Source organism: Pseudomonas sp. KNUC1026 (assembly GCF_021650705.1).
Taxonomy (GTDB): Bacteria; Pseudomonadota; Gammaproteobacteria; order Pseudomonadales; family Pseudomonadaceae; genus Aquipseudomonas.
Map to the genome: position 1 here is coordinate 4,063,691 of NZ_CP087138.1, position 24,960 is coordinate 4,088,650.

Sequence of the window (24,960 nt, forward strand, 5' to 3'; positions counted from 1 at the left end):
CCAGCACGGGTGGCTAACTGCAGCTTATGCACAGCAAACACTGGATCGACCTGGCTCGCGACGCCGACACCGGCATCGAAACGCTGCGCGCGCATTTCGGTGAAGGCCGGGCCTACGACCCGCACTGGCATGACAGTTACCTGGTGGGCGTGACCGAGCAGGGCATCCAGCGTTTCAACTGCCGGCGCACCCTGCACGACAGTACCCCCGGCAAAACCTTCATCGTCGAACCCGGCGAGATTCACGACGGCGACGCGCCGCATGCCGAAGGCTTCACCTACCGCATGCTCTATCTGGAACCCGCCTGGCTGCAGCAGCACCTGGCCGGCCAGTTCGAACACGCCCCGCCCGGCGCCTTGCCCGGTTTCGGCGACACCCTGCAGCACGACCCCGAACTGGCCCGCGCTGCGACGTTCGCTTTCAGCGCGTTGCACCAGAACGAGCTGCGCATCGTGCGGCAGATGGCAGTGGACGGCCTGCTCGAACGCCTGACCCGGCACCTGCAATGGCGCCAGCGCAATGAACGGGACCCGCGCCTGCCCGCGGTGGCGCTGCGAGCACGTGAGGTGATCCACGCCCACGCCTTCACCGACCTCAGCCTGGAAGCGCTGGCCCAGGCCTGCGGCGTTGACCGCTACCGCCTCACTCGCGCGTTCAAGGCCGCCTTCGGCCTGCCGCCGCATGCGTACCTTGTGCAACTGCGCCTGGCCCTGGCTCGCCAGCGCCTTGCTGCCGGGGCGGAGCCGGCGGAGCTCGCCGCGCAATTGGGTTTTGCCGACCAGAGCCACCTGGGCCGCTGGTTCGTGCGCGCCTATGGAATGAGCCCTGGCCAGTACCGCAACGCTCGCAACTGACTGCCCAAACCTTCCAGACGCCACCGTTCGCCGCCATTAGCCTGAGCACTCTGCCCTTGCCGGAGCCTGCTCATGCTCGCTTTCATGCTGTTCGCGTTCGTTTCTTCCATCACCCCCGGCCCCACCAACCTGCTGGTGCTCAGCACCAGCGCGCGCTTCGGCCTGCGTGCCAGCATCGCGCCGGTGTTCGGCGCCTGCGCCGGCGCGGCACTGGTGGTCTGCCTGGTGGGCACGAGCTTGGGCCAGACGCTACTGCGCGTGCCCGGTGTGCAACTGGGCATGACGGCATTGGGCCTGGCGTGGCTGACATGGCTGGCCTGGGGCCTGTTCAACGCCCCCGGCGTAATCGATACCAACAGCAATGGGCGCCGCCTGGGCCTGTGGAGCGCTGCCGCCTTGCAGTGGGTCAACCCCAAAACCTGGGTCATGGCCGTGGCAACGGTCGGGGTATTCACCGCCGGCAGCAGCGAGCCTTCGCGGCAGGTGCTGCATCTTTCGCTGCTGTTCTTTCTGATCGCGCTGCCGTGCATGGCCTGCTGGGCATTGCTCGGCGCAGGCTCGGCACGCTGGCTGCGTTCGGAACGTGGGCTGCGCTGGATGAACCGGACGTTGGCGATCGTGCTGTTTCTTTCATCCTGGGGCGCCCTGCTGCGTGCTTGATTCGGGCGCGCCGGCAGAGGAAGCTATGCCCATCGCGCCGCGGCCTGCGGCGCACCTGCCATTGATTGTGCGATGAACCTCCAAGCCCTGACCGAACGCCTGCACCGCATCCGCGACACCAACGACTGGAAGCGCTTTCACAGCCCGAAGAACCTGGCCATGGCCGCCAGTGTCGAAATGGCCGAGCTGGTGGAAATCTTCCAGTGGCTCAGCGAAAGCGAGTCAAGCCGCCTCCCGCCTGAGCAACTGGCCCATGCCGGCCAGGAAATCGGCGATGTGGTGCTGTACCTGCTGTTGCTGTGCAGCGAGCTGGGGCTGGACATGAACACGGTGGTCAGCGCCAAGCTGGCCGACAGCGAACGGCGCTTTGCCAAATGAGCGATCGCCACTTCGATGCACTGGCCACCCGTTTTGCCGAAAAGATCTACGGCGGCGCCAAGGGTGCGATACGCCTCGCGGTGTTGCAGGCAGACCTCACCGAGGCCCTGCCAGCGCGGCCGCTGCGCGTGCTCGACATCGGTGCGGGGCTTGGCCACATGAGCCTGTGGCTGGCCCAGCAAGGGCATCAGGTGACACTCGCCGAACCAGCCCTGCCGATGCTCGACGGCGCACGAGAGCGCTTTGCCGAAGCCGGTATCAATGCCGAATTCATCCACAGCCCCTGGCAAGGCCTGGCCGAAGCCGAGCTGCCGCCGTTCGACCTGGTGCTGTGCCACGCCGTGCTGGAATGGCTGGCCGAGCCGTTCGCCATTCTGCCCGCACTGCACCGCCTCACAGCCCCTGAAGGCTGGCTGTCGCTGGCGTTCTACAACCGCGACGCGCTGGTGTACCGCAACCTGCTCAAGGGCCACTTCCGCAAACTGCGCAAGGACAGCCTGGCCGGTGAAAAGCAAAGCCTGACGCCGCAGATGCCGGTCGACCCGCGCGAGCTGGATGCGCAACTCGCAATGGGCTGGCAGGTCGAACAACGTAGCGGGGTGCGAGTGTTCCACGATTACATGCCCAGTGAGTTTCAGGCCAAGGCGCCGCTGGACGCGCTGCTGGAAATGGAACTGGCCCACCGCCGCCACCCGGCCTTCGCAGGCCTTGGGCGTTACCTGCACTGGATCTGCCGGCCACGCAGTGCCGGCCAGGAGTAAACCTATGCGTCGCCTGCTCCTCGCAATGGCCTGCCTGGCCCTGGCGGCCTGCTCCAGCCCCAACCCTTATGTGGCCAGCTCCCTGCCGCTGCCGCCAGCCCCGGCACAGGCGGCACACACCTTCGACGCCAGCGCCTACCCCGCTGCCCCGCGCGACTATTCGCGCTACCAGAGCTGGGCCTGGCTCAACGACCATCTACCTGCGGGCAACGCGCTGGCTTCACCTGAAGAGATCGCCGAAGCGGTCAGCACCGGGTTCGACCAGCGCGGCCTGCGCCCTGCACGCATCGGGACGATGCCTGGCCTGCGGGTGGCCGCTGAAGTCACCACCGAGCGCCGCCTGCGCCAGGTGCAGGACAACTACGCCAGTGGCCCTTATTACGGAGGGCCATACGGGGTAGCTATTACGCGCCGCCAGTGGTGCGCACCTACGAATACCAGGTCACCGTAGTGCGCCTGCGCCTGTTCGATGGCAGCAGCCTGCAAGAGGTCTGGAACACCCAAGCCGAGACTGCCAGCCAAGGCAGCCAATCCCAGCGCGCCGATGCCCTGCGCGCAGCCGTGGGCAAAGCCCTGAGTGCCTTTCCACCGCGTTGAGCACCGTTCGGAGAATCCATCATGCGCCGCCTGTTGACCGCCCTGTGCTTCACCACCCTGCTGGCTGGATGCCAGGCCCCCATGGCCACCAAGGATTACGACCCCAGCCGCGACTTTGCCGCCTACCGCAGCTGGAGCTGGCAAACCCCGGCCTTGCAATACCGCCCCGACGACCCGCGGCTGCGCAGCGACCTCACCGAACAGCGCGTGCGTGAAGCCCTGGCCAGCGGCCTTGACCAGCGCGGCCTGCGCCCTGCCGCACCGAATGCGGCAGCCGATGTGAAGGTCCAGGCGTACCTGATCGTCGACAACCGCCAGCAGCAAATCACCACCCAACCGGTCGGCCCCTGGGGCTATTGGGTGGCCCGTGGGGCGCACCCGGTTGGGCCGAAACCCGAACGGTGGATTACCAGGTCACCACGCTTCAGGTCGACCTGCTCGACGGCCGTGATGGCAAGCTGGTGTGGCGTGGCAGCACCGAGCAGATGCTCAACCCCGACGCCACGCCAGCACAGCGCAACGAGACCATTCGTCGGGGCATCGACCGCATCCTGGCCAACTATCCGCCTCGCTGACGGCGCAATGCCGGGGGCGGTGCGTTCCAGAACACGCCATCGCCCTTGACGGCCGTGCGATTCGGTACTGAGCTTTGGGGAGAACCTCTGCCAAGGAATGCCCGTGGCGCCTGCTGCGGGCGAAGTATCGGTCTGTAAGGGATGGCGCGCGCCATGCAAAGCCTTGTATTGCTGATCTGGTTTGCCCTGTGCGCCGAGCAGGATGTGCGCCTGCGCCGCGTTGCCGACAACCTCACCCTGGGCGGTGGCGTATGCGCCCTGCTCTATCTGTTCTGCACCGGCCATACCTGGCTTGGCGCCCCGGCTGCCGATGGCGCCTGGGCTCTTGCGCTGAGCATGCTGCTGACCCTGCCGCTGTACCACGCAGGCCGCCTGGCCGGCGCTGACGTCAAGCTGCTCGGCACCCTGGCCCTGGCCACCGACGGCATGCACCTGCTCGCCACCGTGTGCGGCGCGCTGCTGCTCGTGCTGGCCTGGCTGATGCTGGGCGAGCGCATATGGAAGCCGCTGAGCCGCAAGGTCAAGCAGCGCCTGGCAGCACTGGCACCCAAAGCTGGGGATGCCCCGCCGTTGAGCCCGTTCATGCTGGCAGGCTTCGTCGGCACGCTGATCTGGGTCTAGAAGATTTCGAATTCGACCCGCGCGGTCTGGCCGGCTTCGTCGAGCACGCTGACTTCTACGCGGCCGGTCTTTTCAAGGCTCAGGCTCACCGGCCGGTCGCTGTCGTTGTCCACCCACGGCGCGCCGTCGACGAACCACCAGCGGTGCCCTGCCCCACCGATGACCGACAGCGCCAGGCGCAGGGGCCCTTCACTGTTGGCCGGCCGGCGCAGGTGGTCACCGTTGCGCACCCCCACGATCGACAGCCCCGGCAGCGGCCCGGGGTTACGCGGCGGGCACTCAACTGACGCAGCGGGCAGGCGCGCCGCGCGGCGCTCGGCGTTGGGCAGCCAGGGTTCGAGCGGCGCAGGCCACAGGGCGATGTCGCGCGGCTGCGCACCCGGGCAGCCAGCAGCCACGCGCAAGCCCGCGGCATTGACGAACACCTTCTCCACCAGGCCCGTGCCGGCCGGCTGGTCGGCTGCGAGCAGAGTGGGCGGCGTGGTGCCTTCCAGGGTCCAGGCAAAGCGCTGTCGGCGGCAGTTCGGGTCTTGCCGGGAGAGGGGCTGGCCCAGCGGCCAACAGATCGCCGCCACGCCGACACCCGGCGGGATAGGGTCGGCGGGCGGGTTGATGCCGCGCTGCGCGTCGCGGTTGCTGAGCAGGTCGTGTACTTGCAGCAGCAGTGGCGCGGCCGAGGCCAGGCCGAACTGGCCGGGCACCGGCGTGCCGTCGGGCCGCCCGATCCACACGCCGACCAGAAAGCGCGGCCCTACGCCGATGGCCCAGGCATCACGGAAGCCATAACTGGTGCCGGTCTTCCAGGCCAGCGCCTGGCGTTGAGCCAAGGCGGCGGTGGGGTCCAGGTCGGGCCGGGCATGGCCACTGAGGATGCGCCGCAGCAATCCACGCGGCACCGGGCGACATCATCGACCGTTCGCGGAGCAAGTCCTGGGGCTGGAAACGCAGGCTCGCCGTGCGGCCAGCACGGGCGAAGGTGCTGTAGGCGGCTACCAGGTCGTCCAGGTGCGTGCCGGCCCCACCAAGGATCAGCGCCAGGTTCGGCTGTGCCCCTTGCGGCAGGCTCAGTTGCAGGCCGCCATTGCGCAATTGCCCATCGAAACGCTTGGGCCCCAAGGCTTCGAGCAATTGCACCGCGGGCAGGTTGAGCGAAAGCGATAACGCGGAGCTGGCCGCCACCGGGCCGCTGAACCCGGAATCGAAATTGCCCGGCCGGTAGTCGCCGTAACGGCGCGGCACGTCCTGCAACAGGGACTCGGAATGGATCAGCCCCGCATCGATGGCCATGCCGTAGAGAAACGGCTTGAGCGTCGAGCCCGGCGAACGGGTTGCCTGCACCATGTCGACGTGGCCGAAGCGCTTGGTGTCGTTGAGGTCTACCGAGCCGACATAGGCCCGCACCGCCATGGTCTGCGCCTCCACCACCAGCACTGCCGCCGAAGTGCGCGCCGGCAGCCGGGCGCGCCAACCGAGCAGCAGGTCTTCCAGGCGGCGTTGCAAAGGGGCATCGAGGGTGGTGCGGATCAGCTCCGGGCTGCCCGGCCCGTTCAGCCGCCTTGCCAGCAGGGGCGCCAGCGCCGGCTCCTGGCGCGGGGCCAGCCACACCGGCTCCTGCAAGGTGTCGGCCACCACCTTGGGCGACCACACGCCGAAGGCCTGCAGCCGGAGCAGCACCTTGTCGCGTGCCTGCTGTGCCCGCTCGGGGTGCCGATCCGGGCGCAGCCGGCTCGGCGCTTGCGGCAACACTGCGAGCATGGCAGCTTCGGCGGGGGTGAGCTGGCCTGGCGGTTTGCCCAGGTACGCCCAACTGGCGGCGGCGACGCCTTGCAGCGTGCCGCCGAACGGGGCGCGGTTCAGGTACAGGGTGAGAATCTCGCGCTTGGACAGATGCCATTCCAATTGCGCGGTACGCCACAGCTGGCGCAGCTTGCCGGCGAAAGTACGCGAGTGGGGGTCGAGCAGGCGCGCTACCTGCATCGACAGCGTGCTACCGCCGGAGACGATATGGCCGCCGGTGAGGTTCTGCCAGAGCGCGCGGCCGAGGGCCAATGGGTTCACGCCAGGGTGCTCGTAGAACCAGCGGTCCTCGTAGGTGAGCAGCGCATCCAGGTACAGCGGCGACACTTGTTCCACCGTGACGGGATAACGCCACACCCCTTCACTGTCGGCGAAGCGCCACAACGGCGTGCCATCCTCGGCCAGCACCACCCGCGCCATGTCATCGCCCGGCAACGGCAGCGGCCAGATCCGATCCGCCAGCCACAGCGATGCACACAGCACGACCACGCTGGCGCCCAGCCGGCGCAGCCACTTCACAGCGCAACCGCCATTGGGGAACTCGCCCATGGCCGCTGCGGCCAAAGGAGCAAGCCCGGCATGGGTGCCGGATCGATCAGGAAGACAACATGCATGTAGAAGGCTTTTTCGAATGGCTTGGCCAGGCCCTGGGAGCGATCATCCGCGGGATCGTCGACGCCCTGACCTGGGTATTCAGTGGCCTGGCCAACGCCGGCGGCAACTTTGTCGAAGGCATGGCCCGCACCTTGGGCATGGACACTTCGCTGATCAGCATCCTCGCCCTGATAGTGGGCCTGTGCATGCTGTACGCGGCGGTGCGCGCGTTCATGCGCGCCTCCATCGTGCTTGGCATCATCTGGGCCTTGCTGGGGCTGTGGCTGCTGAGCTGGATCATTCACTAAATGCCCTGCCGCAAGCCAGGCTTGCGGCAGGGTTACCGGCTCAGTTGCCGCGTACGGTCAGGTCGCCCGGCACCGCGCCGGTGCCTTGCAGGTTCGGCCGGTACATCGACTCCACCTGCGGCGGCGGCACGCGGTAAGTGCCGGGGGTAACGGCACGGGCCAGGTACAGCAGGTGCGTGGTGGCGTAACCGTCCAGGTTCAGCGCCGCCACGAAACGATCGTCGCGGGCCTCCTGGTGGCGAATGTCGGCATTCTGCATCGCGTCACGCCACTCCTTTACGTTGCTGCTGGCGTTGTCCAGGCTGGCAGCGCTTTGCGCCAGGTTCTGGTTCTCGATCTCCAGGCCCGCTGGCAGCAGGTCGACCACCAGTGCGTCCGGCACCCGCTGGGTTGCCTTCACCGCCAGGTGCACCAGCACCAGGTCGCCACTCTTGACCTGCGCCAGGTTCAGCGGCCGGCCGTTGAGGCTCAGGTAGTCACGGCTGATCGACAGGTTGTTCGACACCGGCGCCGGTGCCTGCAGCGGGTAGCCGGAGACGGTCAGCTGCTGGTAGATCGTTTCGCTGCCGGTGTTGCGCAATGCCAGCGGCGATGCCAGCCCGGCGCCTTCCAGGCGGATGCCCGGCTGGCTGTTGGAGACCGCCTGAACCTGGCCAGCTACATCCAGCTCGCCCTTCCACGGTTTTTCGTCTTTGCTCAGCAGCTCGCGCCCGGCCAGGAACAGCGAGTTGCGCTCCTGGGTCGACAGCCAGCGGTTGGCCGCCACCTGATCGGCCAACGCAAACAAACGCTCGTCGACCTGGCCACTGGCGAGTTTGTTTTCCTGAAGCAGCGACAGGATCAAGGCCTGGTCACGCAGCGGCGAGCCGTAGTCGTGCAGCCAGGCGTTGGGCTTGCGTGAGATGGCCAGGCCCGCTTGCAGCGCCTGTTGCGAACGCGGCTGGTCGCCCATCTTTTGCAGGGCGATGGCCAGTTGCACCAACGGAAGGCCGGAGCGGGCCTGGTCGCGGCGTTCGAACACTGCACGCAGCGCGCCGAGCGGCGCCTGCTGGCTACGTGCGAGCACCAGCCCTGCGTAAGCCTGTACGGCAAAACGGGTGGCTTCGGTGTCGTCGCTGTAGTCGATCTCGATCAGGTTGGGTTCCTGCACGTAGCGCAGCAGCCGCTCGCTGGCTTTCTTGAGTGCGTCGGCCGGTACAGCGAAGCCCTGATCGCGGGCGCGCAGCAGGAAGTCGGTGACGTAGGCGGTCAGCCAGTATTCCTCTGGGCTGTCGGAGGTCCACAGGCCGAAGCTGCCGTTGTAGCGCTGCATGCCCAGCAGCCGCTCGATGCCCAGCTCCACCTTGCGCTCGCGGTCGGCCTGCGAATCGCCCGTAAGGCCCAGCCGCTTGAGGGTGGCGGCGTCGGCGTAGAGCGAAGGGTACAGGCCGCTGGTGGTCTGCTCCAGGCAGCCGTAGGGGTATGCCTTGAGCTCGGTGATCTGCTCGCCGAGGTTCAGCGGCGGGCGGCTGGAGAGGCTCAGCAACGCCTGGCGGCCGGCCGGCTCGAACGCTTCGAGCTCGCCCTCGGGCAGGCGCCATTCGCCATCCTTGAGCACTGCGCGGTAGTGGCGCTGTACGGCCGGATAGGCCGGGCGCACGCCGATTTTCCATTCACGGCTGAACACCTCGGCAGGCTCGCCCGGCAGGTCGAGGCCATTGACCTTGACCTGCAACTGGCCCTGGCCGAAGCCGCCAGCGGCCAGCACCGGGAAGCGCAGGGTGGTGCGCTGGCCCTGGGCCAGTTTGATACTGCGCGGCGCTGCCTCGGGCAACGACAGCAAGCCACTGGCACTGAGGTTGAGGGTCAGGGTTTGTTCCTTGCCGGAGAGGTTGGTCAAGTCCAGCGCCACCTGGGCGCGGTCACCCCCTGCCAGAAAGCGCGGTGCCGAAAGCTCGGTCACCAGCGGCGCTGCCACCACCGTCTTGCCCTGCGCAACGCCGAAATGGTCGCCGCTCCAGGCTTGGGCCATCAGCCGCAGTTCGCCGTTGAAGTCCGGGATATCGACGCTCACCTCACCCTGCCCGTTGGCATCGAGCTGCACCGGCACAGCCTGCTGGGCAACGATGGTCACACTGGTGTCCGGGCGCTTGCCGCCTTTGGCCATGCCGGCGTCACCGCCAAAGGCCAGGCTCGCCAGGCGGCCACCGCCTTCGATCAACTGGCCATAGACGTCCAGTTGGTCAGCGCCATAGGCCTTGCGGCCGTACATGCCGGTGAACGGGTCGGGGGTGGCGAAGCTGGTGATGTTGAGGATGCCGACATCCACTGCCGACACCAGCACATAAGCCTGGCTGGCCGGGCTGCCGTCCGCATTCCTGGCGGCGACTTTCACCTTCAGCGGCTGCTTGGGCCGCATGGTGGCAGGTGCGTCGAGGTTCACGGCCAGCTTGCGCGCATTGCGGTCCAGCGGCAGGTGCAGCAAGCCGACGGCCCGCTTGGGCGTGACATTGACCTTGCGTTCGCCAGGGCGAACCACAAGGGCGCTCAGGTACAGGTCGTGGCGCTGCCATTTGGGGTCGATCTTGACCGAGTAGGCTTTGCCCTCGGCGGGCACGTCGATCTCCTGCCACCACAGCGGGCCTTCGGCCGACTCGACCATCAGGTAGCCCTTGCCGGCGGCGGGCGGGGTCACGGTGACGGTAGCGGTGTCGCCATCGGCATAGGCCGGTTTGTCGAGGGCGAGCTTGACCTGGTCGGGGCGCACGGCGCCGCCGTCGGTGTTGTCCTGCCAGGCGTAGCCGGCCCAGAAGCGCAGGCTGCTGATCATGCCGGTTTCAGGGTCTTCGACCTCGACGCGGTACGGGCCCCACTCCACCGGGAAGTTGACCTTGACGGTGCCGTCCTTGGCGATGTCGTAGCTGTCTTCGCTCAGGTTCAGGTACTTGGCGTTGTAGTTGTAGCTCCAGCCGTCGCTGTCGGAATAATTCCAGTAGTAATCGCGGCGCTCGCGGATCAGCCGCACTTTCACACCCTTGGCTGCCAGCTTGTGGCCCTCGGCGTCGGCAACCAGGATCTCGAACTCGGCCGGGCCATCACCGTCGATGTGGGGCATGGCATCGGTGTCGTCTTCTTCGCCGTATTCATCGCTGCCGCTGCCGCTGAACAGTGGGCGGATGCCCGGCAGGCGCTCGGCCGGCCACACCGGTTGCTTGAACGTGCGGGTGATCGGGCGGCCGCCGGCTTCCTGCAAGCTGGCCTGGACGATGATCTGCAGCGGCGACTGGGCCTCGGCCCATTGGCTTTCGATGTCGATCTGGGCTGTGCCGTCTTCGCCCAAGGCACTTTCTTCGAGCTCCAGGTCCTGCTTGAGCTGCTCTTCGGTGATCGAACCGAATTCATAGCCCGGCAGCGCAGGCACCGCCTCGCGCAACGGGCGCACGTAGATCTGGCCGCTCAGGCGATTGCCCGAAGCCGGCGCGCCATACAGGTAACGCCCCTCGACGCTGATCTGCGCGGTGTCGGCCGGTGCGAGCGGCGTGTCGCTGCCTTTGAGTTCGAGCGCCATGCGCTCGGGCAGGAAGTCCTCGACCTGGAATTCGTACACCTCCGGGCGGCCATCGCCCAGGTCGAACAGCAGTTGCCAGCGGCCGGTGGGCGCTTCGCCTGCCAGCGGCAGCGCATACTGGAACAGGCCGTTGGCGCCTGCCTCCCAGACGAACTTGCGGCTGACCTGGTCGTCCGGCTTGCGCACTTCGACGGTGATCGGCTGGGCCTTGGTCGGCTTGCCGTCGCTGTCGCGCAGCAGGCCGTTGATGAGCACGGTTTCGCCGGGGCGATAGAGGTCGCGCGGGCCGAACACGAAGAATTGCAGCGGGTGCGCGGCAGGGCCGGCGATGTCGAATTCGGCGAGGTCGAGTGCGGCGCTGTTCAGCCGCAGCAGGCTGGTCTGGCCATTCTGGCGCGCCAGCAGCACATCGGCTTTAGGCGCCAAAGGCAGTTGAGCATGGCCGTCGCTGTCGGTCTTGCCCTGGGCCAGAGAGTGGCCCTCGGCATCGAGCAGCTCGACCTCTACGCCGCCAAGCGACTTGCCGCCCTCCAGGGCCTGGGTGAATACGTCCAGGCGCTTCTGATAACGGTGCGCCGAGAGCCCGATGTCGCTCAGGCTGAACAGCGTGGCCGGTTGCGAATAGTTGTAGGTGCCCGCAGCGTGCATCACCGCCAGGTACAGGCCGGTCTCCTGCAACGGCTTCACGCCGGAGAGCGGCAGCATGAGGTTTTCACGGGTGTTGCGCGCCGGGTTGAGGTCGAAGCGGCCGGTGTACACCAGCTCGGCCATGCCCAGCAGGTCTTTGGATTCGTAGTACTCCAGCGAACTGCCACGGCCCCAGCGCGACAGGAAGGCTGGCACCTGCTCGGGCTTGATGCGGAAGAAGTCGACGTCGACGCGGTTCACGTTCAGCGCGATCACCGGCAGGCCCTCGGCGAGCCGGGTGGGCAGCAGCGAGCCGCGGCTGGCGAAGCCTACGGTGGCCTGCAGGTCTCGGGTTTCGAGGCGCGCGGAGTATTCGCTGGGCAGTGCCTTGCCATTGACCGCGCGCAGGCCGGCGTCCACGGTCAGCACCAGCTTGCGCTTGGGCTCCAGGTGGCGCAGGTGCGCCTCCATGAGGTTGTCGGAGAGCTCCCAGGCGCCGTCGACCTTGCCGCTGACGGAGTCGACCAGGTGCAGGCGGCTGGCGTAGTCGGCCTTGGGATCGAGCGGCACGCTGAAGGTGACAGAGAGTGCGCTGGCACCCTCGAGCTGCACTTCGGAGACGTCGGAGATGGCCAGGTCGCGATTGGCGTAACGCTTGGCCAGCGCGGCGGTATCGGCCGGCGCAGCGGCGGGCTTACCCTGCGGCGCCTGGGCCTGGGCGGCCACGGGGGCCTCGGCTTTGGCCGGCGCCTTGCCGGAACTGGACGAATCGCAGGCACTGAGCAATGCCAACGCGCACCCCAGCAACAATCCCTTGTTGAACATGAATCCCTCTTCAGGCAGGTACCGAAACGGCGGCAACTATATCTCACGGGAGGATCTTTTTAGCGTCGGCTGCGTAAAATCAATCAACCTGAATAAACCGATGAATTTCATGTACCAGGATTGGCAGCACCGCCCCACTCATCGCCGCGTCTGGGCGCTCGCCGCGCCGATGATTCTTTCCAACACTTCCGTGCCGCTGGTGGCGTTGGTAGACAGCGCCGTCATCGGCCACCTGCCCCACGCTCATCAATTGGGCGCGGTGGCGGTGGGGGCAAGCCTGTTCAACCTGCTGGCCTGGGCATTCGGCTTTCTGCGCATGGGCGCCACGGGCTTCACTGCGCAGGCGGCCGGGCGCGAGGACGGTGCGGCCTTGAGGCAGATTCTTGCGCAGGGCCTGGCGCTAGCGGTGGGGTTCTCGCTGTTGCTGGGCGCGCTGGCAATCCCCTTCGCTGGCTGGGCGTTGCATTGGATGAACCCGAGCGCGGAGCTTGAGCAAAGCGCTCTGGCGTTCCTTTACATCCGTTTGCTGGCACTGCCTGCAACCCTCGGCGGCTATGCGCTGACGGGCTGGTTTCTCGGCACCGGCAACGCCCGGGCGCCGCTGTGGATCATGCTCAGCACCAACGGCCTGAACATCGTGCTCAATCTGTACCTGGTGCTGGGGCTGGGCTGGGGCGTGCAAGGCTCGGCCTGGGCGTCGGTGGTGGCCGAATGGGCGGCGCTGCTGCTGGGGCTTACCCTCACGCGCCCGGCCTTGCGGGCTTGGCCAGGGCGGCTGGCCGTCGCGCCGCTCAAGCGCTGGGCAAGCTGGCGGCCACTGCTGGCGGTGAACCGGGATATCTTCCTGCGCAGCCTGGCGCTGCAAGGCGTGTTCTTCCTGATTACGGTGCAAGGCGCACGCCTGGGTGATGCAACCGTGGCCGCCAATGCCCTGCTGCTCAACGGCCTGGTGCTGACCGCGCAGGCGCTGGACGGCCTCGCTCACGCGGTGGAGGCTTTGTGCGGCCACGCCATCGGCGCACGCGACCGCACCGCTCTGCGCCGGGCACTGGTGGTCAGCGCCGGCTGGTCGTTGCTGGCGAGTGTGGCGTTTGCGCTGTTCTTTCTCGTCGCTGGCGGCCCGTTCATCACCTTGCAGACAGACATCCCCAGTGTGCGCGAGGCGGCAGCTGCGTACCTGCCGTACCTGGCGCTTCTGCCGTTGGTGGCGGTGTGGAGCTACTTGCTGGACGGGCTGTTCATTGGTGCCACACGGGCGCGGGAGATGCGCAACACCATGTTGGCGAGCGTGGCGCTGGCAGCGCCTGTTGCACTGGCAACGATGGGGTTGGGCAACCATGGGTTGTGGATCAGCTTTCTGTGGTTCATGGCCTTGCGGGGGGTGACGCTGGGGTGGGTGGCGTGGCGGCTGGATGTGCGAAGGCTTTGGGTTTGATCAGTCGTGGATGGGCGCGTCGCGCGGCGAGCCGCCCTCTTGGCTGGGTTGTGTGGTGCGGTTGAGTAGTGGGGGCCTGTCGCCCGGCAAGCCGGCCTCCCACTTTTGGTTGTGTGGTGCGGTTCAAGTAGTGGGAAGGCTTGCGCCCGGCAAGCCGGCCCCTCCACTTTTTGGTTGTGTAGCGCAGATCAAGTAGTGGGAGGGCGGCTTGCCGCGCGACGCTTGCTTTCGCCGTCCGGCACCTCAACCCTTCACGGCGACAGATAAGACGACCGCGTCAGCCCCAACCGCAACGCATCCAGGTACTGCGTCCGCTCACGCGCGCTGATCTGCGCACTGGCGACCTTGTCGCGGTAGTGCGTCATCAGCTCCTCGGGCGAGAGGTGCACATAGCGCAGCATGTCCTCGATGGTGTCGTGGGTTTCGATGCCGGCGTGGTACACGCTGCCGCTCGGGGTCTGGTAGATATTCACCGAGTCGGTATCACCGAACAGGTTGTGCATGTCGCCCAGGATTTCCTGGTACGCGCCCACCAGGAACACGCCCAAAAGGTAGTCCTCGCCCGGGTTCACCGGGTGCACCGGCAGGCTGGTCTCGATGCTCTGCTCGTCGACGTACTGCTTGATCTTGCCGTCGGAGTCGCAGGTGAGGTCTTGCAGCACCGCGCGGCGCACCGGCTCTTCGTCGAGCCGATGCAGCGGCAGGATCGGCAGCACCTGGTCGATTGCCCAGGTGTCGGGCAGGCTCTGGAATACCGAGAAGTTGCAGATGTACTTGTCGGCCAGCTTGTCGTTGAGCTCGTCCAGAATCACCCGGTGCGAGCGCTGCCGCGCCTTGAGCATGTTGTGCAGCTTGCGGCAAACGGCGAAGTAGCACTGCTCAGCCAGTGCCTTCTGCGCCAGCGTCACCTTGCCATCGGCGTATTGCGCGGCAATGTCGCCCAGGTAATGAGTGGCGCGCCAGTAGATCTCGGTGACCATTTCCGGGTCGACCGGGCCGAGCAGGTCGGCCAGCCATTGCAGGGTCGGCGGCAGCTCATCGCGGCTGGGCAGTTCCGGCGGGGCGTCGTTGTGGCGCTCCACGTCGGTGACCTGCATCACCAGCATCGCGTGGTGCGCGGTCAGCGCCCGGCCGCTTTCGGAGAAGATGTGCGGGTGCGGAATGCCCTGCGCGTCGCAGAACTCCTTGAGCATGCCCACCACCACACCGGCGTAGTCGTCGATGTCGTAGTTGATGGAGCTGGCGTTGCGCGAGTGGGTACCGTCGTAGTCGACGCCCAAACCGCCGCCGACGTCGATGTGGTCCATGGGCAGGCCGAGTGCGCGCAGTTCGCCGTAGTAGCGGATGGCCTCTTTGAAGCCCTGCTGATAGTCGGCGAGGTTGGCGATCTGCGAACCCATATGAAAGTGCAGCAGGCGAATGCCCTGCTCCAGCCTGGCCGCGCGAAAACGGTCGACCACGGAAATCAGCTGCGCGGCGGAGAGCCCGAACTTGGATTTCTCGCCGCCGGTGTCAGCCCATTTGCTCGACGACAGCGACGACAGGCGCACGCGCAGGCCGATCTGCGGCTGCACCTGCAACTCGGTGGCTTCCTCGATCACCAGCCCGACTTCGGACTCTTTTTCGATCACGATGAACACGCTGTGGCCGAGCTTCTGGCCAATCAGGGCCAGGCGAATGAATTCGCGGTCCTTGTAGCCGTTGCAAACGATGGTGCCGCCCTTGGGGGCCAGTGCCAGCACGGCGAGCAGCTCAGGCTTGGAACCGGCTTCCAGGCCGATGGACACGTTTTGCGTCGCGATGATGTTCTCCACCACCGCTTCCTGCTGGTTGACCTTGATCGGGTACAGCGCCGTGTAGGCGCTCTGGTAACCGAGCCGGGCGATGTTGTCGTCGAAGGCGCCGGTGAGCGCGCGCACGCGGTGCTGGAGGATGTCGGGGAAGCGCACCAGCAGCGGCAACGACAGGCCGCTCTTGCACAGTTCGTTGACCTGGTCATACAAGTCGATCGGCTGGCTGTCGGGCCCATTGGGGCGCACTTCGACGCGCCCGGCCTCATTGATCGCGAAATAGCCGGCACCCCAGTGCCGAATGCCATAGACCCCACGGCTGTCGGCCACGGTCCACTGGCTGCCATCGTCTTTGCGTGTGCGTCGTACGGACATCGAAGCCCCCTGTATCAGGTCCAAGGCCCCGCTGCGGCACGCGCCGCGCGGGGAATGACAGAATTACCCTGTGCGTGTCGGGCAGGCCCCTGGGTAGACCCCAGGCCCTGCACCATGGTTGCCTCAGCCGCCGCTCTTCTTGGCTTTGAGCCCCTGCCTGGCCAGTTCGGCCAGCAGCACGTCGACGTGATCACCCTGGATCTCGATCACCCCATCCTTGAGCGCGCCACCGGTGCCACAGCGCTTCTTGAGAGCGGTGGCGAGCGCCTTGAGGGCTTCGCCGGCCAGGGGCGTGCCGCTGACGGTAGTGACGGTCTTGCCACCACGGCCTTTGGTTTCGCGGCGTACGCGGCAGATTCCGTCGCCTTCCGGCACCTGGGGCTGGCCGCAGATGCATTCGGCTACAGGCTTGCCGCAGTCGGGGCAATGCCGGCCGCTGTCGGTGGAGTAAACGAGGCCGCCGAGAGCGGCGAAGGATGAGGCTTTGCTGGCCATCGTTGCCTCTTGCGCGTTGACAGGTGTAAGGCCGCGCAGTTTAACGGCAAAGCCGCCCAGTGCTAAGTACACAATCGCGGCATTTTGCCGGGTTTATGCGACCTTGGAGGCAAGGTAGCGCTCGAGCGCCAGCAATGAGTCGGGGCACCAGAGCGCGTCAGGGGTGCGCTCGCCGATCGCCTGCAGCGACATGAAGTGCGCCTGGCTGATCTCCTCGGGCTGCAATCGCAGCGGCCCATCCCAGCAGGCGGAAAACACCGCGCACCAGAGCCGGTTGCCCAGTGCGTCGAAGAGAAAGCGCCCGTGCTCGTTCAGCACAACGCCCGACACCCCGAGTTCTTCTTCAAGCTCTCGGGCGGCCGAGAGCGCATAACTCTCATCGGCCTGCACCATACCGCCTGCGGCCACGTCCCAGTAGCCGGGGTACACGGCCTTGCTCATCGTGCGCTGCTGCACGCACAACTCGCCGGCGCTGTTGAACAGCAGAATGAACGTGCCGCGCCCGATCAACCCGCGCGTGCGCAGCTCGGCCCTCGGCAACGCCCCCAGCAACTGGTCGTGCTCATCCACCCAGGCAATGTGTTCGGCGTCGGAGGCGGCGCGGTGCGCCACCTCCTGTTCGCTGACTGGCACCGGTCAGCCCTGCGACAGCAACTGGCGCAGGTCCAGCACTGCAGCGTTGGCCCGCGAGAGGTAGTTGGCCATCACCAGCGAGTGGTTGGCGAAGATGCCGTACCCACTGCCGTTGAGCACCATCGGGCTCCACAGCGGCTCCTGGGCAGCTTCCAGCTCCCGGATGATCTGGCGCACGCTCACGGTCGCGTTCTTCTGGCCAGCACGTCAGCGAAGTCCACTTCGATCGCACGCAGCAAGAGCGAAAGAGCCCAGGCCTGGCCGCGCGACTCGTAGAACACGTTGTCGATCTTCAGCCACGGGGTTTCTTCGTACTCCTCGTCAACCTGAGGCGCCTGGCCTGCGACTACCGTGTCGGTCTTGGAGGCAGCGTTGAGCTTGACGCGGCCAACACTGGCCGAAAGGCGTTGCGACATCGAACCCAGGCGCGTGGAGACGTCGCCCAGCCAATTGTTGAGGTTGTCAGCCCGGGTGTAGAAGAAGGCCGCTTTTTGATCCGGCGAGCTCAGGCGTTTTTCGTAGTTGTCCAGCAGGTCGATACCGCGCTGGTATTCCGATTCGCTCGACGGGAACATCCAGCTGCGGTTATCGAAGTTGAAGCGTGGCTCTGCCTGAGCCAGGTCGCCATCCTCGGCGGACTGCGACTGCGAGCGGGAGAAGTCTTTGCGCAGGGCGCGGCTCATGTCACGCACCTGAACCAGAACCCCATATTCCCAGCTGGGCATATTGTCGAGCCACAGGCCTGGCGGGAACCTGTCATTGGCCAGGTAGCCACCGGGCTTGTCGAGCAGGGTCTGGGTGATCGTCTTGAGCGTCTCGACGGTGGTGTAGCCGATCACCATCTGGCGGCCGTCACGCTGGGCGTGGGCCTGGGCGTTCTGCTGGACCTGGAACAGCGCAGGTTCACGGCTCCAATAGATGCCGATGCCAACGGCTATCAGCAGGTAAAGGCCCACCACGCCCAGCACCGCGCGGCTGAGCAGCAGCGCTTTCCAGTGGCCGCGGCGCGGCTGGCCAACGTTATCGGCGCGGCGATTTCGCCGATCTTTCTTCGAGCTGGCGTTCGCCGAAGCATTGCCCGAAGGGTTCGCGGCGGCGTCGGCGGCGGCATCGGAAGGGGCATCCGCTTTGCCCGTGCGCTTTTTCCAGTCCAGCATGGCGTGGTCCTTGTGCTGTGCGAATTCAACATCCTTCGACCACGCCACCCACTCAAGGTGCGGCCGGCCGAACGAGGCACATGATAATCCATCGGCCGCGACAGGGGCCGGGCCTTGAGCGACACTCATCGCCCCGTTCCGTCCGTCGCGCCACAGGCCCTTTGAGCCGGAACATGACGCGCGGCAGAGAACGTAATGGGATTGAGTGATATCATAGAGCCATCACCTTTCCACGCTGCCTCGGCACGGTCGTTGGCTTATGCACTTGCTCGAAGACACCACGCGCGATCGCCTGCACCGGCATCTGGCGCAACGGCTGGCCAACCAGGCGAGGGAGATTCTGGCGATCTGGCAGCGCCTGGGTGAAAAGGGTTGGGGCCATGCCGACCTCGCTCAGCTCGATGCTGCCAACGAACGCCTGGGCCGTAGCGCCGAGCGTTTACAGCAGGTCGAGCATCTGTTGCTGTCGATGGCACTGAGCGATTGCCTGGCGCGGCTGCGTGGCAACTCCGGGCAGTTGAGCCAGGACACCCTCGAAGACTTCAACCGTTTGATGAACAAGCTCGCCCGCAGCAGCCTGCGCCATGGCGACACCCTTGAGGGCACGCCGCTGCCCTACCCACCGGGGCCTGTGTACCTGATGCTGTTCAACCAGGACGCAGCCGAGCGCTTGGCGCGCCAGCTAGGCTCATTCGGCCTGGACGCCATCGCCCTGCCCAGCCCCCTGGCTGCCAGGCAAGCACTGGCTCATGCGCAACCTTCGGCAATGGTGGTGGACGTGGACTTCCACGGTATCGGCGGCGGCCTGGGCCTGGCCGCCGAAATCCAGGACGGGCTCGCCTCGCCCGTGCCGCTGCTGTTTTTCAGCCAGCAACCGGCCGATACCCCCACACGCCTGGCTGCCGTGCGCAGTGGCGGGCTGGATTTCTTCACCGGCGCCCTGGAAGCCTGGGCGCTGCTGGAGCGGCTGGAGCGGCTGACCCGCGTCACCCGTTTCGAGCCTTACCGGGTACTGGTGATCGACGACTCGCGCGCCCAGGCCATGAACAGCGAGCGCATGCTCAACAACGCCGGCATTCTCACCCGCTGCCTGAGCGACCCGATGCGCGCGATGGCCGAGCTGGCTGACTTCCAGCCCGACCTGGTGTTGCTGGACCTCTACATGCCAACCTGCTCAGGCCCGGAGCTGGCCCGCGTGATTCGCCAGAACGAGCGCTACGTGGGCCTGCCGATCATTTACCTGTCCACTGAAAACGACCTGGACCGGCAGCTGGATGCCCTGAGCGAAGGTGCCGACGATTTCCTGGTGAAGCCGGTGCGCTCGCGCCAGCTGATCTGCGCGGTGCGCACCCGTGCCGAACGCGCCCGCGAACTGCGTGCGCGCATGGTGCGCGATGGGCTCACCGGCCTGTACAACCACACCCACATCCTGCGCGAGCTCGACGATGCGTGTTTCACGGCACGGCGCAGCAAGGCACCGCTGTGTTTTGCGATGCTCGACCTGGACCACTTCAAAAAGGTCAACGACACCTACGGCCACCCTATGGGCGACCGGGTGATCAAGAGCCTGGCGCTGTTCCTGCGCCAGCGCCTGCGCAAGACCGACCTGATCGGCCGCTACGGCGGCGAAGAATTCGCCATCGTGATGCCGGGCACTGATGCAGCCTCGGCCTGCGCAGCGCTGAACGACATTCGCGAGCGTTTCGCCGAAATTCTCTATCCCGGCATGCCCGACGAGCTGCACTGCACCTTCAGCGCAGGCGTGGTGCAACTCAGCGGCGGCATCGACAGCCTGATGATGGCGTCGCTGGCGGACGAAGCGCTGTACCGTGCCAAGGCCGCCGGGCGGAATCGCGTCTTGCCGGCCGGCTGATAAGAGCGCCTTAATCGGCAGTTATAGATACAGCAGGTATGATCGGCCGCAGTGATTTGCCGTGAGACTGCCATGCGTCGTTTTTTCCTGCTCCTGCTGCTCTGCCTTGCCCTGCCTGCCGGCGCCGATGTGTTCGGCAGCCGCCCCAACCCCGGGCTGGGCGCCCCGCTGGACAACAGCAGCGATTTCCTGCCGGTGCGCGAAGCGTTCCAGCTGAGCCAGGCCGACAGCCGGCCCGAGCAGATCACCCTGCGCTTCGTGGCTGCCGAAGGCTACTACCTCTACCGCCAGAAGTTCGCGTTCAAGGCCGAGCCCGCCGGCGTAGTGCTTGGGCAACCTGAATTCCCGGACGGAGAGAAGAAGCACGACGAGTACTTCGGTGAGGTCGAGGTGTATCACAACATCGTCGATGTCACGTTGCCGCGCCCGGCGAACGCCCGTGGAGCTTTCACACTGCTGGTGACCTACCAGGGCTGCGCCGACAAAGGCTTGTGCTACCCGCCTGAAACTCAGCGGCTGGCCATTGCAGCCTTGCCTGGTGCGGAACCTGCCGGCAATGCCAGCGCTGTAGCACCAGCGCCCGCCTCTGGCTGGAGCTGGAAGGATTTCGCGTGGTATTTCCTGGCCGGCCTGGGCTTGACCTTCACCCCGTGCGTGCTGCCGATGCTGCCCATTCTCTCGGGAGTAGTGCTGCGTGGCCAAACCGGAGGCCTGCGCGGCTTCACCCTGTCCCTGGCCTATGTGCTGCCGATGGCAGCGTGCTTCGCGTTGCTGGGCGCGCTTATCGGGCTGTTCGGCGCCAGCCTCAACCTGCAGGCACGCCTGCAATCGCCTTGGGTGCTGGTGCCCTTCGCCCTGTTCTTCGTGGTGTTCGCCCTGGCGATGTTCGGGTTGTTCGAACTGCGCCTGCCGCGATCGATTACAGACCGCCTCGATGCCGTGGCCAATCGTACACAGGGTGGCTCCATCGTGGGAGCCGCAACGCTGGGCGTGCTATCCAGCCTGCTGGTATCGCCCTGTGTATCAGCGCCCTTGGCCGGCGCCCTGCTCTACATCAGCGCCAGCGGCGATGCAGTGGGCGGCGGCCTGAAGCTGCTGGCTCTGGGCCTGGGCATGGGCGTGCCGCTGGTGGTGGCAGGCACCGGCGGCGCAGCACTGCTGCCGCGCAGCGGGGCCTGGATGAATGGAGTCAAGGCGGCTGTCGGTGTGCTGTTGCTGGCGGTGGCGATCTCGCTATTGGAACGCGTGTTGCCAGGCCCGATGACCTTACTGCTGGCTGGCGCGCTGGCTGCGGGCTGCGGGTTGTTCCTGGGAGCGCTCGATTTCGTGCCCAAGCCGCCGCGCGAGCGCCTTGCACAGTTGCTCGGCCTGTTGCTGCTCTGCTATGGCCTGGCGTGCTGGTTCGGCGCATTGCAGGGCGGCGGCAACCCCCTGCAACCCCTGCCACAGCCCAGCGCCGCCACCGGGGCGCAGTCCGCAAGCCAACACCTGGCGCACCGTCACCACGGCGCAGGCGCTGGACGATGCCCTCGCCCAGGCCCGCAACGCAGGCAAGCCCGTGGTGCTCGACTGGTACGCCGACTGGTGCATCAGCTGCAAGGTGATCGAGCACGAAGTGCTGCCCGATGCGCAGGTGCAAGCCAGGCTCGCAGGCTACGAACGCCTGCGCTTCGATGTGACCGAGAGCAATGCCGAGCAACGCGCGGTGATGGACCACTACGGGCTGTTCGGCCCGCCTGCTATCCAGTTTTTCGCCCCTTCCGGCGAAGAACTGCGCAGTGCGCGGGTAGTGGGCGAAACGAACGCCGCCGATTTCACGGCGAACATTCCCGGCACTGCCGCTCAGTAGCGGCTATACCCCTGTGTAGCCGCATTTCGCCACTCCGTGACCGCAAGGCGATAATTAGTCATCTGTTTTCGCCCAACTTGCGGGTTACTGCGGCTAACTGGACAAAAGGGCCGGCTTTCCGGCATAGTCGCCGCCGTCGAACGATAACCAGAACCAAGGGAACGCCATGCCCACGACCTCGCGCCGGTTTTCATCCAGTGATCCATTCACGAACGTGACGTGCCAGCGCCGTTGAGCATCCCACTGTTCGATGCGCGTTTTTCACCTTGAGCATTCACAGACACTCTGGCCTCTGCCGACGAGCCCTTTCAGGCCCGGCGGCGGCCATCGGCCCACAAGCGGGCCGAACGCAATGGCTTGCATAGTCTGCCTTGAAACCCCTGAACATCCTTGGGAGTTGATGATTAATGGATATTCGTAAAGTCAAGAAACTGATCGAGCTGCTGGAAGAGTCCGGCATCGACGAACTGGAAATCAAGGAAGGCGAAGAGTCCGTACGGATCAGCCGCCACAGCAAAGCCCCCGCACAACAGTTCTACGCACCTGCGCCGATGCCTGCCCCGGCTGCCGCACCGGTCGCTGCTGCCGCCCCTGCTGCCGACGCCGCCCCTGCCGCGCCGAAACTCAACGGCACCGTGGCGCGCTCGCCGATGGTCGGTACCTTCTATCGCAAGCCTTCGCCCACTTCGCCCAACTTCGCTGAAGTCGGCCAGGTCGTGAAGAAAGGCGACACCCTGCGCATCGTCGAAGCCATGAAGATGATGAACCACATCGAAGCTGAAACCAGCGGCACCATCGAGTCGATCCTGGTAGAAGACGGCCAGCCGGTCGAGTTCGATCAGCCGCTGTTCACCATCGTTTGACGAAGGGAGAGCCTGCGATGTTGGAAAAAGTACTTATCGCCAACCGTGGTGAGATCGCCCTGCGGATCCTGCGTGCCTGCAAAGAGCTGGGCATCAAGACCGTCGCCGTGCATTCCACGGCCGACCGCGAGCTGATGCACCTGGGCCTGGCCGACGAGTCGGTCTGCATCGGCCCGGCGCCCTCGACACGTTCCTACCTGCACATCCCGGCCATCATCGCCGCTGCCGAAGTGACTGGTGCTACCGCTATTCACCCCGGCTACGGCTTCCTGGCCGAGAACGCCGACTTCGCCGAGCAGGTGGAAAAGTCCGGTTTCGCCTTCATCGGCCTAAAGCCGACACCATTCGCCTGATGGGCGACAAGGTATCGGCCAAGGACGCCATGAAAGCTGCCGGGGTGCCCACTGTGCCGGGTTCCGATGGCCCGTTGCCTGAAGACGAAGCCGAAGCGTTGCGCATCGCCCGTGAAGTGGGCTATCCGGTCATCATCAAGGCCGCTGGCGGCGGCGGTGGCCGTGGCATGCGCGTGGTGTACAAGGAAGAAGACCTGATCTCCTCGGCCAAGCTGACCCGGACCGAAGCCGGTGCTGCGTTCGGCAACCCGATGGTGTACCTGGAGAAGTTCCTCACCAACCCACGCCACGTGGAAGTGCAGGTGCTCTCCGACGGCCAGGGCAACGCCGTTCACCTGGGCGACCGCGACTGCTCGCTGCAGCGCCGTCACCAGAAGGTGCTGGAAGAAGCGCCGGCCCCGGGCATCGACGAGAAGGCCCGCCAGGAAGTCTTCAAGCGTTGCGTCGATGCCTGTGTCGAGATCGGTTACCGCGGTGCGGGCACCTTCGAGTTTCTCTACGAGAACGGCCGTTTCTACTTCATCGAGATGAACACCCGCGTACAGGTGGAACATCCGGTGTCCGAAGAAATTACCGGCATCGACATCGTCAAGGAGATGCTCAGCATCGCCGCTGGCAACAAGCTGTCGTTCACTCAGGAGCAGGTCACCTTCCGCGGCCACGCCCTGGAATGCCGGATCAACGCCGAAGATCCACGCACCTTCATCCCGAGCCCCGGCACCGTGAAACACTTCCACGCGCCGGGCGGTAATGGCGTGCGGGTGGATTCGCACCTGTACAGCGGGTACTCGGTACCGCCGAACTACGACTCGCTGATCGGCAAGCTGATCGTCTGGGGCAACACCCGTGACGAAGCCATGGCGCGCATGCGCAATGCGCTGGACGAGATCGTGGTCGACGGGATCAAGACCAACATCCCGCTGCACCGTGACCTCACCCGCGACCCAGGCTTCTGCAAGGGCGGCGTGAACATTCACTACCTCGAACACCTGCTCGAAGAAATGAAAGCAGCCAAGTGAGCGGCCAGTGAATGAAGGCAAACCCCGGTTAGCGTGAGCGGCCGGGGTTTGTTGTTTTTGGGCTCACTTGATTGCCGCTCATTGGCGAAATAGTTTCAGCATTCTTCAGGCTCAACGTTGATCGTATCTACACCGCAAGCGGCTGGCATCATCTCCTGCCTCTTTAGTGTGCATCGAGGCTTATGCGTTGGGGCTTTCAATCAAAGGCAAATTGGTCACTGTCGATCACGCAGTAAAGGAACACTTGATCACCACGGTGGACGGCAATCCAAAAAGCGATTTGCGCCGTTGCGGCCTGAGGGTTACATCAGTTGTTCACTCGTATCAAAAACTCCGCTAAAACAAGCCGTGACCGCAAACAGTCGGTGATAGGCGACAACTGCCCGCTTTTGTATGCATTGAAACGCAAACAGGGCCTGAATACCGATATCACCTCGATAAAAAGGCTCCTGGAAAGTGGCAACGCCATTCTGTCTACGCTTGCCCAACAACTTCAGGCAGACACCGTGGTGTACATGCCGTCCAGTCACAGCCTGAGCAAAATTGTCGCGAGGCGATGCGCATTGAAGTTCCAGGCGGCATTGGCCCATGAAGTGTTTGTAAAAACGACCAGATCTGAAGCCTGCCAGATGATCGAACTGGCTCTGGCGCAAGGCGCGATTACCACCCAAGATCGCAAGCGGCTCCACTTCCGCCTGAAGGCCGCAGACGTATTTTCGCTCAAGGCTATTCCAATAGGCTTTCGGCAGTTCTTCAGCCCGGTTCGCCTGAATGAACTCTGCGGTGACATGGCTATGGGCCGAGTGGTCATGGTGGATGATCTGCTTGCTACAGGCCGCACACTCAGTGTCGCCCGGCAACTTGTCCTGACCCTGCCCGGTGTCACTTCGGTGGAGGCGGTTTGCCTCTTCAGCGATGTTTGAGCTTTACATGCATTGACCACCTGGCTACGATTGCCGGCGAGTGTGCATGAG

14 protein-coding genes and 6 pseudogenes are annotated in these 24,960 nt (G+C 65.5%); 14 read left to right on the plus strand and 6 right to left on the minus strand.

The window, feature by feature from the left end; genetic code table 11:
- Positions 1-26: 26 nt before the first annotated feature.
- The 7 genes and pseudogenes from LN139_RS19230 (at position 27) to LN139_RS19260 (ending at position 4,446) form a co-directional block, all read left to right on the plus strand.
- Positions 27-854: a helix-turn-helix domain-containing protein gene (locus LN139_RS19230; protein ID WP_236355635.1), complete on the plus strand. Its 828-nt coding sequence runs from the start codon at positions 27-29 to the stop codon at positions 852-854.
- 72 nt (positions 855-926) lie between these two features.
- On the plus strand, positions 927-1,514 hold the full coding sequence (locus tag LN139_RS19235; protein WP_236355636.1) for a LysE family translocator: 588 nt from the start codon (positions 927-929) through the stop codon (positions 1,512-1,514).
- A 72-nt stretch (positions 1,515-1,586) separates the two neighbouring features.
- Positions 1,587-1,892, plus strand: a complete 306-nt coding sequence (locus tag LN139_RS19240; RefSeq protein ID WP_236355637.1) for a MazG-like family protein — start codon at positions 1,587-1,589, stop codon at positions 1,890-1,892.
- A complete protein-coding gene (locus LN139_RS19245) occupies positions 1,889-2,653 on the plus strand; it encodes a methyltransferase domain-containing protein (protein WP_236355638.1) in 765 nt (254 codons plus the stop codon). The genes LN139_RS19240 and LN139_RS19245 overlap by 4 nt, the downstream gene beginning before the upstream one ends.
- 4 nt (positions 2,654-2,657) lie before the next feature.
- Positions 2,658-3,250: pseudogene (locus tag LN139_RS19250) on the plus strand (DUF4136 domain-containing protein).
- 21 nt (positions 3,251-3,271) lie between these two features.
- Positions 3,272-3,825 (plus strand): annotated as a pseudogene (locus tag LN139_RS19255) (DUF4136 domain-containing protein).
- Between the two features lie 153 nt (positions 3,826-3,978).
- The gene (locus tag LN139_RS19260) at positions 3,979-4,446 is read left to right on the plus strand and encodes an A24 family peptidase (RefSeq protein WP_236355639.1); all 468 of its coding nucleotides are present in this window, start codon (positions 3,979-3,981) and stop codon (positions 4,444-4,446) included.
- Here LN139_RS19260 and pbpC read toward each other — a convergent pair.
- Positions 4,443-6,792, minus strand: a pseudogene (gene pbpC / locus LN139_RS19265) (peptidoglycan glycosyltransferase PbpC). The gene LN139_RS19260 and the pseudogene pbpC overlap by 4 nt on opposite strands.
- 59 nt (positions 6,793-6,851) lie before the next feature.
- Between pbpC and LN139_RS19270 the strand changes: the two are divergent.
- Positions 6,852-7,145 carry a hypothetical protein gene (locus LN139_RS19270; RefSeq protein WP_236355640.1) on the plus strand — a complete coding sequence of 98 codons (294 nt, stop codon included), beginning with the start codon at positions 6,852-6,854 and terminating at the stop codon, positions 7,143-7,145.
- Between the two features lie 40 nt (positions 7,146-7,185).
- On the opposite strand, the gene LN139_RS19275 is transcribed toward LN139_RS19270, so the two are convergent.
- Positions 7,186-12,144, minus strand: a complete 4,959-nt coding sequence (locus LN139_RS19275; protein ID WP_236355641.1) for an alpha-2-macroglobulin family protein — start codon at positions 12,142-12,144, stop codon at positions 7,186-7,188.
- Between the two features lie 100 nt (positions 12,145-12,244).
- On the opposite strand from LN139_RS19275, the gene LN139_RS19280 reads away from it, so the two are divergent.
- Entirely contained in the window at positions 12,245-13,579 is a 1,335-nt protein-coding gene (locus LN139_RS19280; RefSeq protein ID WP_236355642.1) for an MATE family efflux transporter, read from the plus strand.
- 251 nt (positions 13,580-13,830) lie between these two features.
- Here LN139_RS19280 and speA read toward each other — a convergent pair whose 3' ends face one another.
- From speA to LN139_RS19300, 4 genes and pseudogenes are all read right to left on the minus strand, one after another.
- A complete protein-coding gene (gene speA / locus LN139_RS19285; protein WP_236355643.1) occupies positions 13,831-15,744 on the minus strand; it encodes an arginine decarboxylase in 1,914 nt (637 codons plus the stop codon).
- 123 nt (positions 15,745-15,867) lie between these two features.
- Positions 15,868-16,239, minus strand: a complete 372-nt coding sequence (locus LN139_RS19290; protein WP_236355644.1) for a translation initiation factor Sui1 — start codon at positions 16,237-16,239, stop codon at positions 15,868-15,870.
- Between the two features lie 93 nt (positions 16,240-16,332).
- Positions 16,333-16,872 carry an NUDIX hydrolase gene (locus LN139_RS19295; protein ID WP_236355645.1) on the minus strand — a complete coding sequence of 180 codons (540 nt, stop codon included), beginning with the start codon at positions 16,870-16,872 and terminating at the stop codon, positions 16,333-16,335.
- Between the two features lie 3 nt (positions 16,873-16,875).
- Positions 16,876-18,029, minus strand: a pseudogene (locus tag LN139_RS19300) (DUF2333 family protein).
- 259 nt (positions 18,030-18,288) lie between these two features.
- Between LN139_RS19300 and LN139_RS19305 the strand changes: the two are divergent.
- The 5 genes and pseudogenes from LN139_RS19305 to LN139_RS19325 all read left to right on the plus strand — a co-directional run bounded on the left by LN139_RS19305 (position 18,289) and on the right by LN139_RS19325 (position 24,909).
- Complete coding sequence (locus tag LN139_RS19305; RefSeq protein WP_236355646.1) at positions 18,289-19,902, plus strand: GGDEF domain-containing response regulator; 1,614 nt, start codon at positions 18,289-18,291, stop codon at positions 19,900-19,902.
- Between the two features lie 72 nt (positions 19,903-19,974).
- A pseudogene (locus tag LN139_RS19310) lies at positions 19,975-21,751 on the plus strand (protein-disulfide reductase DsbD).
- Between the two features lie 407 nt (positions 21,752-22,158).
- Positions 22,159-22,614, plus strand: a complete 456-nt coding sequence (gene accB, locus LN139_RS19315; RefSeq protein ID WP_236355647.1) for an acetyl-CoA carboxylase biotin carboxyl carrier protein — start codon at positions 22,159-22,161, stop codon at positions 22,612-22,614.
- Between the two features lie 17 nt (positions 22,615-22,631).
- A pseudogene (gene accC, locus LN139_RS19320) lies at positions 22,632-23,986 on the plus strand (acetyl-CoA carboxylase biotin carboxylase subunit).
- Positions 23,987-24,297: 311 nt separating this feature from the next.
- Entirely contained in the window at positions 24,298-24,909 is a 612-nt protein-coding gene (locus LN139_RS19325) for a phosphoribosyltransferase (RefSeq protein ID WP_236355648.1), read from the plus strand.
- The last annotated feature ends 51 nt before the right edge of the window (positions 24,910-24,960 follow it).

Excerpts from the sequence above, each read along its gene's own strand:
- LN139_RS19230 (WP_236355635.1), top strand. The coding sequence starts at position 27 with ATGCACAGCAAACACTGGATCGACCTGGCTCGCGACGCCGACACCGGC.
- LN139_RS19235 (WP_236355636.1), top strand. The coding sequence starts at position 927 with ATGCTCGCTTTCATGCTGTTCGCGTTCGTTTCTTCCATCACCCCCGGC.
- LN139_RS19240 (WP_236355637.1), top strand. The coding sequence starts at position 1,587 with ATGAACCTCCAAGCCCTGACCGAACGCCTGCACCGCATCCGCGACACC.
- LN139_RS19245 (WP_236355638.1), top strand. The coding sequence starts at position 1,889 with ATGAGCGATCGCCACTTCGATGCACTGGCCACCCGTTTTGCCGAAAAG.
- LN139_RS19260 (WP_236355639.1), top strand. The coding sequence starts at position 3,979 with ATGCAAAGCCTTGTATTGCTGATCTGGTTTGCCCTGTGCGCCGAGCAG.
- LN139_RS19270 (WP_236355640.1), top strand. The coding sequence starts at position 6,852 with ATGCATGTAGAAGGCTTTTTCGAATGGCTTGGCCAGGCCCTGGGAGCG.
- LN139_RS19275 (WP_236355641.1), bottom strand. The coding sequence starts at position 12,144 with ATGTTCAACAAGGGATTGTTGCTGGGGTGCGCGTTGGCATTGCTCAGT.
- LN139_RS19280 (WP_236355642.1), top strand. The coding sequence starts at position 12,245 with ATGAATTTCATGTACCAGGATTGGCAGCACCGCCCCACTCATCGCCGC.
- speA (WP_236355643.1), bottom strand. The coding sequence starts at position 15,744 with ATGTCCGTACGACGCACACGCAAAGACGATGGCAGCCAGTGGACCGTG.
- LN139_RS19290 (WP_236355644.1), bottom strand. The coding sequence starts at position 16,239 with ATGGCCAGCAAAGCCTCATCCTTCGCCGCTCTCGGCGGCCTCGTTTAC.
- LN139_RS19305 (WP_236355646.1), top strand. The coding sequence starts at position 18,289 with ATGCACTTGCTCGAAGACACCACGCGCGATCGCCTGCACCGGCATCTG.
- accB (WP_236355647.1), top strand. The coding sequence starts at position 22,159 with ATGGATATTCGTAAAGTCAAGAAACTGATCGAGCTGCTGGAAGAGTCC.